The sequence below is a fragment of the Sphingobium sp. TomTYG74 genome (assembly GCF_055393875.1).
The window spans coordinates 2,179,206-2,191,089 of sequence record NZ_AP027341.1 but is presented as its reverse complement, the minus strand read 5'-3'; the positions used below and the strand labels follow the sequence as shown (position 1 = coordinate 2,191,089).

Genomic DNA, 11,884 nt, shown 5'->3' with positions numbered 1-11,884 from the left:
ACCAAAATAATCGGCACTCTTGGTGCGGTTCGTCACGCTTCCCATTCCCCCGCCAAGCGCCTAGATAGCTTGCATGCAACGTTTTGACGTCGTCATCTTGGGTGGGGGCCTTGTCGGGCTGACCCTGGGCATCGCGCTTTCCGGTCATGGGGTGCGCTGCGCCGTCATCGACCCTGCTGATCCGGTCGAAACCAGCGCCGTCGGTTTCGACGGGCGCGTGTCCGCCATTTCCTCGACCAGCTATGCGATGCTGTCCGCGATCGGTGTGGCGGCATTGCTGGAAGGGAAGGGCTGCCCCATCGACCGCATCTGGGTCAGCGATGGACTGGAGCCCGGCGCGCTCGACTTCGCGCCTGATGCTGACGATGGGGTCATGGGGATCATGTTCCCCAATCGCGACCTGCGCATCGCTCTGGCGCAGGCGGCGGAGAAGGCGGAGAATCTCACCCGCTTCCAGCCAGACCGCGCCATCCATGTCGATCGCAATGCCGATGGCGTCAGCCTGACGCTCGCCAGTGGGCAGGTTCTGCACGGCGCGCTTCTGGTGGCCGCCGAGGGCCGGAGCAGCCCGACGCGTGAAGCAGCGGGCATTCGCACCACGCGCTGGCAATATAAGCATACCGCCATGGTGACGGCGATCGATCATGAGGTGCCGCACGCCAACACGGCGTACGAGATTTTCTATCCCGGCGGCCCCTTCGCGCTGCTGCCGATGCTGCCGGGCACGCGATCGGCAATCGTGTGGACCGTGCCGACCGAACAGGCGCCGGTAATGCTGAAACTATCCGAGCGGGCGTGGCTCGCCGAAGCGCAGAAGCGCATGGGCGGCTTCCTGGGCGAGATATCGCTCGCCGGGCCGCGTTCCAGCTATCCGCTTGGCTTCCACCACGCCGCGCGCATCACCGACACCCGGCTGGCGCTGGTCGGCGACAGTGCCCATGCGATACACCCGATCGCCGGGCAGGGCCTCAACCTCGGCTTCCGCGATGTCGCTGCGCTGGTGGAAGTTCTGGTCGATGGCATGCGCCTCGGCCTTGATCCGGGCGACGCGCAGCTGATGGCGCGCTACCAGCGCTGGCGCGGGCTGGACGCGATGTCCGTCAGCGTCGCCATGGACGGACTTGTCCGGTTGTTCGACGTTCCCGGCCGCATCCCGTCCGCCGTCCGCCGCTTCGGGCTCGCCGCCGTCCAGCGCACGCCGATGCTCAAGAACCGCTTCATGGCGGAGGCACGCGGCGAATCCGGCGCGCTACCCAAGCTGCTGATTGGGGAATTGGTCTAGGTTCTCCCGTCATGCCAGCGAAAGCTGGCATGTAGACCCCGGCTTTGGCTGGGGTCACGCCTGGGTGGCCGCTACCCCAACATCCGCCGCATCACTTCATCCTTCAGGATGAAGTGATGGCGCAGCGTCGCCGCGACATGCAGGGCGAGGAGCGCGATCCAGGCAAAGGCGAGTATCTCATGCGCCTCCGCAGAAAAGCCAACGATCGCGTCATCCTTCGTCACCGCAAATTTCGGCACATCGAACAGGAAGAACCAGTTGAGCGGCCATTTTCCGGCCGAACTCATGATCCAGCCGGTCAGCGGCACCAGCAGCATGAAGGCATAGAAGATGTAGTGTGTGACCTTCGCGGCCAGCCTTTCCCAAGCGGGCAGTCCCTCGGGCAAGGGTGTCTGCCGGTGGATCAGGCGCCAGAACAGCCGAAGGATCGCCAGCGCCAACACGGTCAGTCCAACCGATTTATGCACTGGCATGACCTGCCAATCGCGCGGCAGGGACTCGTGCGCCAGCCCCAGCCACAGGTTGAACAGGATCAGGATCGCCATGATCCAGTGCAACGCTCGGGCAACCAAACTGTATCGTTCCACCGGCGTCTCCTGATCCTTGGGCGTTTTATCCGTGACGGTTGGCGACCAGATTATCCACCACCGAGGGATCGGCAAGGGTGCTGGTGTCGCCCAGAGCCTGTGTCGATACTTCGCCCTCCGCGATCTTGCGGAGGATTCGGCGCATGATCTTGCCCGACCGGGTCTTGGGCAGGCCGGGGGCGAACTGGATCACGTCGGGCGTAGCGATCGGACCGATCTCGGTGCGGACCCAGGCGACCAGCGTCTTGCGCAATTCCTCGCTCGGCTCTTCGCCGCTGTTCAGCGTGACATAGGCATAGATGCCTTGCCCCTTGATGTCATGAGGCATGCCCACCACCGCCGCTTCCGCGACTGCTTCGTGCAGGACCAGCGCGCTTTCGACCTCGGCCGTGCCCATGCGGTGGCCCGACACATTGATCACGTCATCGACGCGGCCGGTGATCCAATAATAGCCGTCGGCATCGCGGCGGGCGCCATCGCCGGTCGTATATTTGCCGGGGAAGGTGGTGAAATAGGTCTGGAAAAAGCGCTCATGATCGCCCCAAACGGTGCGCATCTGTCCCGGCCAGCTTCCGGCGATGACCAGATTGCCCTCCGCCGCGCCATCCTGAACCTTGCCTTCGCTATCGACGATCTGGGGGATCACGCCCGGCATCGGCAGCGTCGCCGAACCCGGCTTCAGGTCCGTCGCACCCGGCATCGGCGCGATCATCGCCGAGCCGGTTTCCGTCTGCCACCAGGTGTCGATGATCGGGCAGCGATCCTCGCCCACGACATGATGATACCAGCGCCACGCTTCGGGATTGATCGGCTCGCCCACGGTACCGAGCAGGCGCAGCGACTTGCGGCTGGTCGAGTGGACGAATGCATCACCTTCCTTCATCAGCGCGCGGAGAGCTGTGGGTGCGGTGAAGATCGTCTGCACCTGATGCCGATCCACCACTTCCCAGATGCGGCTGGGGGTCGGATAGTTGGGCACGCCCTCATACATCAGCGTCGTCGCGCCGTTCGCCAGTGGGCCATAGACGATATAGCTATGCCCCGTGACCCAGCCGATGTCTGCCGCGCACCAGTAGATGTCACCGGGGCGATAATCGAAGCACAGCTCATGGGTAAGGCTCGCCCACAGCAGATAGCCGCCCGTCGTGTGCAGCACGCCCTTGGGCTTGCCGGTCGAACCCGACGTATAGAGGATGAACAGCGGGTCTTCCGCGTTCATCGGCTCAGGGGCGCACTCGGCTGACACCTTCCCGGCTTCCTCATGCAGCCACAGGTCGCGGCCTTCCTGCATGGCGATGGCGCCGCCGGTCGCTTGCACCACGACGACCTTTTTGACGCTCGGGCAATCCTTGAGCGCGGCATCAACATTGGCCTTGAGCGGCACCTTTTTGCCCGCGCGGCAGCCTTCGTCGGCGGTGATGACGATGTTGGAATCGCAATCGATGATCCGCCCCGCCAGCGCCTCGGGCGAGAAGCCGCCAAAGACAACCGAATGGATCGCCCCGATCCGCGCACAGGCGAGCAGGGCAAACGCCGCCTCCGGGATCATCGGCAGATAGACGGTAACGCGGTCACCCTTCCTCGTGCCAGCGGCTTTCAGCACATTGGCGAAGCGGCAGACTTCCTCATGCACCTGGGCATAGGTGTAGCGGCGCGGCTCGGCATCCGGCGAGTCCGGCTCCCAGATGATCGCGGTCTGGTCGCCCCGTTCGGCAAGATGCCGGTCGATGCAGTTGGCGCTGACGTTGAGCACACCGTCGGCAAACCATTTCACGCCGAAATCCGCTTCGTTGAAGCTGCTTTCGTCCGTCTTGCTGGGGAAAGTCAGCCAATCCAGGCGCTTTGCGCGCTCCAGCCAGTAGGATTCCGGCTCGTTGATCGACCGCTGATAATCTGCCTCACGCCCATCCCGGTCGAGCAGCGCCGAAGCGGCCCATTCCTTAGATACCGGGAAAAAATCGTCAGACATCGAGTATCCTTTCCTGTGCGTTGCCTGCCCCTCTAGAGGGTAGAGGCGATCATCGGAAGCCCGGATCGTTCCGTTGCCGCCAAAGTTCTACCATTACCCCTCACATTAAAGCAGGAGCCACCCATTTTGCCGCTTTTCGCAGGCGCCGCCTCCGCTTAACAGGAAGCCATGTGGCAGCTCTTCCAATTCCCGCTTTGTCCCTTCTCCCGCAAGGTGCGCCTGCTGCTTGGCGAAAAGGGGATAGGCTATGACCTTGTGCGCGAATCGCCCTGGGAAGCGCGCGACGAGTTTCTCGATCTCAACCCCGCCGGAACGACGCCCGTCATGGTCGATCAGGAAAAGGGATCGACGCTGATCGACAGCCAGGCGATCTGCGAATATTTTGAGGAAACGGTCGAGAAATTCCCGCTAATCTCCGGCACGGCTGCGGGCAGGGCGGAGGTGCGGCGGCTCGTCGCCTTCTTCGACCAGAATTTCTATGGCGACGTCGTCGGCCCACTGCTGCATGAGCGGATGAAGAAGCGGCTGATCGAACGCGCCCCTCCCGATGCGCGGGTGCTGCGCGAGGCGATGAAGCGCGCCAATGTCCACATGGATTATATGGATTATCTGCTCGATCACCGTAGCTGGATGGCGGGCGGCACGATGAGCCTTGCGGACATTGCGGCGGCAGCGCATCTATCGGTTGCCGATTATCTGGGCGGCATAGACTGGGCCGGGCATGAGACGGTGAAGCGCTGGTATGCAGGCTTCAAGTCGCGCCCGTCGTTCCGGCCTTTGCTGTCGGAGCGGATGGAGGTCATCACCCCCCCGCCCCATTATGAAAAGCCGGATTTTTGAGCTGAGGTCAGGAAAATTCCGGGGCGGCCATAGGAAGGCGAGATGCCGTGGACGTTCATTCGCCTTCGACCGCCAGATAAACGCGGTTCCGGCCATGCTCCTTGGCCAGATATAAGGCCCGGTCGGCCGCCTTCAGCGCCGCGCGCGGATCGTCATGGGCCAGCACATTGGCGACGCCCGCCGAAAAGCTCACCCGTTCCATGCGCTCGCCATTGGTGCGGTTAACCAGGCTGCGCGTGGCAAGGTCCCGCCGGACATCGTCCACCGCCTCGCACGCTTCCGCCGCCGTCTTGCCGCGGAACAACATGACGAATTCCTCGCCGCCGTGACGCGCGACATGGCACTGGTCGTTGCTTGCCTTGGCCAGCAGCCCCGCGACGAATTTCAGGACGCGGTCGCCCGTGTCATGGCCGTGCGTATCGTTGATCACCTTGAAATGATCGATGTCGCAGAATGCGACGGCCAGCGGCTGGCCTTCCTTCTGGGCCATTGCCACCTCTTCGCGCAATGTGCCTTCAAAAGCGCGCCGGTTGGGCAGGCCCGTCAGATGGTCATGCTCGGCCGCTCGCCGCGCATTGGCGAGGCTGGAGCGCAGCGCATGGTTCTGCTTCTGGTTCTGGCGTAGTTGGCCTTCGACCTGTCTGGTCTTTTCGACCATGGACCGCGTAAGGGCCACCAGCCGCGCAAGGACGGGCTCATTTTTCGCGCCAGCGGTAAGGCCCTTCACCTCTTCCTGCAGCGCCGCGCCATAATCCTTCGCGGAATTGCGTGATTCGGTCATCAAGCCGGTAAATTCGGACAGATTCTCTTCGACTTTCGCCAGCATCATGGACAGCGCCTCGGGCGTCACCTCATCTCCACGCTGCTCCGCCACGATTTCTTCGACCCAGCTGTTGCTGATCTTGCCACGCTCCGCCAGCACCGCCCTGATCGCCTTTTCCACGCCGATCTGCGACCCGGTCAGATAATCATGCGCGACGCCGAAATTCAGCGGCGTCAGGTCAAGGTCGTGCGCGAACAGGAAATTGCCGATCTCGTCATACAGCTTGCGCCGCCGATTGATCTCGCGATGCGCGGTGCTGCCAGAACGGGCGCGCTGGGGTTCAGCTTCGCCCGCCTCTTCCTCTGCGTCGGGCTTGCCGGACAGGCCGCGAGCCCATCGAGTCAGACGATCGGCCAGGCCGTGCTGCGCGTTTGCGGATGATGATGCCCCAGTCATGCCGGTAATAACGGATCGAACTGACTAAGGTTAAGAGCGCGGGAATCAAAAAAAGCCCAGCCCCCGATTCACCGACAATATTGGCGTCGATCAGATATCCGCCGCGATCAGCCAGTCACGGAAAATGCGCACCGCGCGTGTCTGCAAGGCGCGGGGCCGACAGACGAAATAATAGCGATAGGGGCTCTCCACCCGCGTTTCGGGGAACAGACGAACGAGCCGTGCGTCGTCCGCTTCCTTGAAGTGGCTCGCATGCATGACCGCAACGCCCAAGCCCTGTGCCGCCGCCTCCAGCATCAACTGGCCCGAATCATAATTGTCGATCGCCAGCGGCTGCAGGTCCGGCAATCCCACCGCTTCCTTCCACGCATCGAAGGACAGGTTCATGTCGCGGTGAAGCAGGATGGTGTGCTCCGCCAGGTCCGCGGGAGTCGCGATCTTCTGCGGCGATTCGAGCAGCGCCTTGCGACCGATCAGATAAACTTCGTCATGGTCCAGCTCATGGGCATAAAGCGCCGGGTCGATATCCTTCGCAAGCACGATCGCCGCGTCCAGCCCTTCGCCCAGCCGCGCCACGGCATGCGGCGTCGTTTCGATGTCGATGTGCAATTGCGGATGCTTCTGCCGCAACGCGCCCAGATGGGGGAACAGCCGCTGCGTCGCGAACAGCGGCATCACCGCTAGGCGCAGGCGAAGCTGGTTGCCGCCGCTCTGAATATTCTCCAGCGCCTGGCTCAGCGAATCCAGCGCGGGCGCGATGTCGTCGAGCAGCTTCTGGCCATCGGCATTGATTTCCAACGCCTGATGCTTGCGGTCGAACAGCGGGCGACCGATGAATCGTTCCAACGCCTGAACCCGGCGGCTGAGCGCGGGCGTGGACAGCGCCAGTTCTTCAGCCGCAGCCTTGACCGAGCCAAGACGGGCTACCTGAACAAAGGCCTCTAGGGCGGTAAGGGGCGGCAGTCTGCGCATAATCGATCTGTAGTTAAGCCATAACTCTGTTGCGACGCGACATCGATGCGCGTCGAAGGGTGATCGGCCTATCCCAAGTCATCCTCTTTTCACCAGCATGAAAAAGCGTCAACCGGTAAGATGCAAATTTTGCAACTGTCTCGTTCTTTTCGCAATTGCAAAATGTCATGCTGCACCGCACATAGGAAAGGCCTTTCAGGCATCCTCTCCTAAAACTTTTCGGGCTGGCCTTCGGGTCGGCCCTTTTTTTGTTCCGGCCCGTCATGAACGCTGGCCCCTTTCCTTGGCGACCGGCGTTTCCTATCTCGTTACGCAGTGACAAGAATGGGGATGGCAATGGCCGAACAGGAAAGCGCGGAACGCCGAATTCAGGTAGCGAATGCGCGACCCGAAGACGCAGGACGCGGGCTTGCGCGCATTCCGCTGGCGGTAATGGCGGAACTTCATCTGGCCGAGGGCGACGTGATCGAGATCGCGGGGAAGCGGTCGACGCCTGCCCGCGTGGTCCGGCCCTATAAGGAAGATGAAGGGCTTGACGTTCTTCGGCTCGATGGGTTGCAGCGCGCCAATGCCGGCGTCGGGTCCGGCGATTTCGTGCATATAACCAAGATCGAGCCTCGCCCGGCGCAACGGGTCGTTTTCGCACCTGCACAAAATAACCTGCGGCTCCAGGGCAATCCGGACGCGTTGAAACGGGTCTTCTTTCAGCGCCCGCTCGGCGCTGGCGACGTCGTTGCAACGGCAGGCCAACAACAGGTTCCACCAAGCGACATGCCCCCGCAGCTGCGCCAGATGCTCGCGGCACCCGCCTATGCGCTGCAGGAAATCCGGCTGATCGTGGTATCGACCATGCCCAAGGGCTTCGTGCAGATCGACGCTGATACCGAAATCGACCTGCGCGCCGAATATGAGGAGCCAAAGGAGTCCCGGCGTGCCGATGTCACTTATGATGATGTCGGCGGCATGGCCGAAGCGATCGACCAGCTGCGCGAAATGGTGGAGCTGCCGCTACGCTACCCCGAATTGTTCGAACGGCTGGGCGTCGATCCGCCCAAGGGCGTGCTGCTCCATGGCCCGCCGGGCACGGGCAAGACGCGCCTCGCCCGCGCCGTCGCCAATGAATCGGAGGCTGAGTTCTTCCTGATCAACGGGCCGGAGATCATGGGCTCGGCCTATGGCGAATCGGAAAAGCAGCTGCGCGAGATATTCGAGGCAGCGGCCAAGTCCTCGCCATCGATCCTGTTCATAGACGAGATCGATTCGATCGCGCCCAAGCGCGGCAGCGTGACGGGCGAGACCGAAAAGCGGCTTGTCGCGCAGTTGCTAACGCTGATGGACGGGCTGGAGCCGCGCACCAATCTGGTCGTCATCGCCGCCACCAACAGGCCCGAGGCGATTGACGAGGCACTGCGCCGCCCCGGCCGCTTCGACCGCGAGATCATCGTCGGCGTTCCCGACGAGCGCGGGCGTCGTGAGATCATGGGCATCCACACCCGCGGCATGCCGCTGGCCGAGGGCGTTGATCTGGGCGAACTCGCGCGTATGACCTATGGCTTTGTCGGCGCGGACCTGGCGGCGCTCACGCGGGAGGCGGCGATCGAGACGGTCCGCCGTTTCATGCCGCGCCTCAATCTGGAGGAAGGGATCATCCCGCCCGACGTGCTGGAGGAATTGTCCGTCACGCGCGAAGACTTCATGGCGGCGATCAAGCGGGTGCAGCCTTCGGCGATGCGCGAAGTGATGGTGCAGGCGCCCAATATCGGCTGGTCCGATATCGGCGGTCTGGACGAAGCGCAGATGCGCTTGAAGGAAGGGGTCGAGCTGCCGCTGAAAGACCCTGACGCCTTCCGCCGTATCGGCATCCGTCCGGCCAAGGGCTTCCTGCTCTACGGTCCTCCGGGTACGGGCAAGACGCTGCTGGCCAAGGCGGTCGCACGGGAGGCGCAGGCGAACTTCATCGCAACCAAGTCCAGCGATCTGCTGTCCAAATGGTATGGCGAAAGCGAGCAGCAGATCGCGCGCCTGTTCGCCCGCGCGCGGCAGGTGGCGCCTACGGTTATCTTCATCGATGAGCTGGACAGCCTTGTCCCCGCGCGTGGCGGTGGCCTTGGCGAACCAGCGGTGACGGAGCGGGTGGTGAACACAATCCTCTCCGAGATGGATGGGCTGGAAGAACTGCAATCGGTCGTCGTCATCGGCGCAACCAACCGGCCGACGCTGATCGACCCGGCGCTGCTGCGCCCGGGCCGTTTCGACGAGCTCATCTATGTTCCCGTGCCCGACAAGGCAGGGCGCAGGCGCATCCTGGCGATCCATACCGGCAAGATGCCGCTGGGCGAGGATGTCGATCTGGATGATCTGGCGGAACGAACCGAGCGGTTCACCGGCGCGGACCTGGAAGATCTGGTCCGCCGCGCCGGTCTGATCGCACTGCGCCAATCCCTCTCGGTGGAGCGGGTCGAGCAGGCGCATTTCAATGAGGCGCTTGAGGAAACCCGCGCGTCGGTGACGCCAGAAATGGAGCATGAATATGAAAAGATTCAGTCCCAGCTGAAGCAGAGCGCCATGCGGGTCGATCCCATCGGCTTTGTGACGCCGGGGATGCTCCGATCCCGCGAATCGCAGTCTTAACAAGGGCTAGCGGATTGCGGATTGAACCCATCCGCAGTCCGCGCGTTCGCTTACCCATGGCCGGGCATTATGCCCGACAGCATGCAAAGCGGCTTGCCAGGCTTGCCGATATTTGCAAGGCCCAGACGTGAAGGCAAACAGGCGAGTATTGATGGCCTCCATTCCCTTGAAGAAAAAAGCAGATCCGGCGTCATTTCTGGGTCAGTGGAGCATGTTTTTCCGCCAGTTCATGAAGCATCCCGGGATGATCGGTTCCGTGATCCCCTCTTCGGCTGCGCTGGTGGACAGCATGCTGGATCGGGTGGATTGGCAGCGCACGCGCCTGTTCGTGGAATATGGGCCGGGCGTCGGCACCTTCACCCGGCCGATCCTGGAACGCATGCACCCAGACGCGAAACTGGTGGCGATCGATCTTAACCTGGATTTCGTCGCCTGGCTGGAGGCGCAGATCGATGATCCCCGCCTGCGGGTCGTACACGGGTCGGCTGCGGACGTGCGTCGCTTCATTGTTGAAGCCGGGCATCGGCAGGCTGATTATATCCTCTCGGGCATTCCCTTCTCCACGTTGCCGGATGGCGTCGGCGAGTTGATCTGCGCGGAAACGCAGCGCGCGCTGCGGCCGGGCGGCGAATTTCTGGTCTATCAATATTCGGCATATGTCCGTCGGCTGCTTGCTGGGCAATTCAACGAGATCGCCGAGCGGGTCGAATGGCGCAACATTCCGCCATGCCGCACCTTCCGCGCGCTGAAGGCGGAAAGTCTGGCGCAGGCCGCCTGAAATATAACCCCATCCCGTTCGCCCTGAGCCTGTCGAAGGGCCTTTCTTCTCTTCAAGTAGGTGGAGGGCTTCGGCAAGTTCAGCCCGGCATATTGGTTGGATCGAGATGCGCTCCGTAATGCTATAGCGGAGCCAAAACCCGTCCAGCGCCTTTCGCCCCGCGACGCTTTCATGCTAAGGGCGCGGGCGAAAGGCTCGACCAGATGAATGACCTGACCCAGACTCCCGAAATGCTGATTGCCGCGATGGGCGCGCGCGCCCGTGCCGCTGCCGCGACGCTGGCCAGCGCAAGTGACGCGCAGAAGATCGACGCACTGCGCCGTGCCGCGCAGGCGCTTCGGGATCAGGCGCCGCAAATCCTTGCCGCAAACGCGCGCGACGTGGAAAACGCCGCCGCCAATGGTCTCTCGCCAGCTATGCTCGACCGTCTGCGCCTTGACGAAGCCCGCGTGGCGGCAACGGCTGCTGGCGTCGATCAGGTCGCGAGCCTCGACAATCCGCTCGGCAGCGTCATCGACAAGCAGGTCCGGCCCAACGGCATGGAGCTTTCGCGCGTCCGCGTACCCCTGGGCGTCATCGGCATCATCTATGAAAGCCGCCCCAATGTGACCGCCGACGCCGCTGCGCTCTGCCTGCGCGCGGGCAACGCCGTCATCCTGCGCGGCGGCAGCGAAGCGAAGGAGAGCAATCGCGCCATCCACGCCGCGATGGCCGAAGGCATAGCCGCTGCGGGCCTCCCCGCCGACGCGGTACAATTGGTGCCGACGACGGATCGCGCCGTCGTGGGCGCATTGCTCAAGGCTTCGGACTTCATCGACCTCATCGTCCCGCGCGGGGGCAAGAGCCTGGTCGCGCGCGTGCAGGAGGAAGCGCGCGTGCCCGTGCTCGCGCATCTCGACGGCATCAACCACAGCTATGTCGATGGCGCGGCCGATCCGGACATGGCCGCCAAGTTGATCGTCAACGCCAAGATGCGCCGGACGGGCATCTGCGGCGCGACCGAGACGGTGCTGATCGACAAGGCTTTCGGTGCCGCGCCCGCCATCGTGAAAGCGCTGCTCGATGCCAGGTGCGAAGTGCGCGGCGATGCAGCGGTGCAGGCGATGGACGCGCGCGTGATCCCTGCATCGGACGAGGATTGGGATACCGAATATCTCGACGCGATCGTTTCCGTGCGGCTGGTCGACGGGCTGAACGAAGCGCTCGCTCATATCGCCGCCCACGCCAGCCATCACACCGACGCGATCATCACCGAAGATGCGGAGAAAGCCGAGCGCTTCCTAAACGCGGTCGACAGCGCCATCGTGATGTGGAACGCGTCCACCCAGTTTGCCGACGGCGGCGAGTTCGGCCTTGGCGCGGAGATCGGCATCTCAACCGGCCGCCTCCACGCGCGCGGCCCGGTGGCACTGGAAGGCCTCACCACCTACAAATGGCTGGTGCGCGGAACGGGTCAAACGCGGCCGTAAGTTCAATTTGCGTCTATCGCAATTACTCCACCCCGTTCGCCCTGAGCCTGTCGAAGGGCTTTACTTCTTTAAGAAGGAAGAGGCTTCGACAAGCTCAGCCTGAACGGGGTAGATTTTAATGTACGGGATCGGCTTCT

General features: G+C 63.1%; 9 protein-coding genes. 5 read left to right on the top strand and 4 right to left on the bottom strand.

Annotation, left to right across the window (positions count from 1 at the left end; all coding sequences use genetic code 11):
• Positions 1–73 precede the first annotated feature (73 nt).
• Positions 74–1,282, top strand: a complete 1,209-nt coding sequence (locus ACZ5TB_RS11070) for an FAD-dependent monooxygenase (RefSeq protein WP_464791265.1) — start codon at positions 74–76, stop codon at positions 1,280–1,282.
• A 71-nt stretch (positions 1,283–1,353) separates the two neighbouring features.
• Here the strand turns inward: ACZ5TB_RS11070 and ACZ5TB_RS11065 are convergent, their stop codons facing one another.
• Together ACZ5TB_RS11065 and acs are read right to left on the bottom strand one after the other, a co-directional pair.
• Positions 1,354–1,869: a cytochrome b gene (locus ACZ5TB_RS11065; protein WP_464791264.1), complete on the bottom strand. Its 516-nt coding sequence runs from the start codon at positions 1,867–1,869 to the stop codon at positions 1,354–1,356.
• 25 nt (positions 1,870–1,894) lie between these two features.
• The gene (gene acs, locus ACZ5TB_RS11060) at positions 1,895–3,838 is read right to left on the bottom strand and encodes an acetate--CoA ligase (protein WP_464791263.1); all 1,944 of its coding nucleotides are present in this window, start codon (positions 3,836–3,838) and stop codon (positions 1,895–1,897) included.
• Between the two features lie 168 nt (positions 3,839–4,006).
• On the opposite strand from acs, the gene ACZ5TB_RS11055 reads away from it, so the two are divergent.
• Positions 4,007–4,678, top strand: coding sequence for a glutathione S-transferase family protein (locus tag ACZ5TB_RS11055; RefSeq protein WP_196225035.1), 672 nt, complete (start codon positions 4,007–4,009; stop codon positions 4,676–4,678).
• Between the two features lie 55 nt (positions 4,679–4,733).
• Here ACZ5TB_RS11055 and ACZ5TB_RS11050 read toward each other — a convergent pair whose 3' ends face one another.
• Positions 4,734–5,897, bottom strand: a complete 1,164-nt coding sequence (locus ACZ5TB_RS11050; RefSeq protein WP_464791262.1) for a GGDEF domain-containing protein — start codon at positions 5,895–5,897, stop codon at positions 4,734–4,736.
• A gap of 90 nt (positions 5,898–5,987) precedes the next feature.
• Positions 5,988–6,869: a LysR substrate-binding domain-containing protein gene (locus tag ACZ5TB_RS11045; RefSeq protein ID WP_196225037.1), complete on the bottom strand. Its 882-nt coding sequence runs from the start codon at positions 6,867–6,869 to the stop codon at positions 5,988–5,990.
• 336 nt (positions 6,870–7,205) lie between these two features.
• Here ACZ5TB_RS11045 and ACZ5TB_RS11040 point away from each other — a divergent pair, with 336 nt between their 5' ends.
• The 3 genes from ACZ5TB_RS11040 (at position 7,206) to ACZ5TB_RS11030 (ending at position 11,747) form a co-directional block, all read left to right on the top strand.
• Entirely contained in the window at positions 7,206–9,500 is a 2,295-nt protein-coding gene (locus ACZ5TB_RS11040; protein ID WP_464791261.1) for a CDC48 family AAA ATPase, read from the top strand.
• A gap of 151 nt (positions 9,501–9,651) precedes the next feature.
• Entirely contained in the window at positions 9,652–10,278 is a 627-nt protein-coding gene (locus ACZ5TB_RS11035) for a class I SAM-dependent methyltransferase (protein ID WP_464791260.1), read from the top strand.
• A gap of 203 nt (positions 10,279–10,481) precedes the next feature.
• Positions 10,482–11,747 carry a glutamate-5-semialdehyde dehydrogenase gene (locus ACZ5TB_RS11030; protein ID WP_464791259.1) on the top strand — a complete coding sequence of 422 codons (1,266 nt, stop codon included), beginning with the start codon at positions 10,482–10,484 and terminating at the stop codon, positions 11,745–11,747.
• The last annotated feature ends 137 nt before the right edge of the window (positions 11,748–11,884 follow it).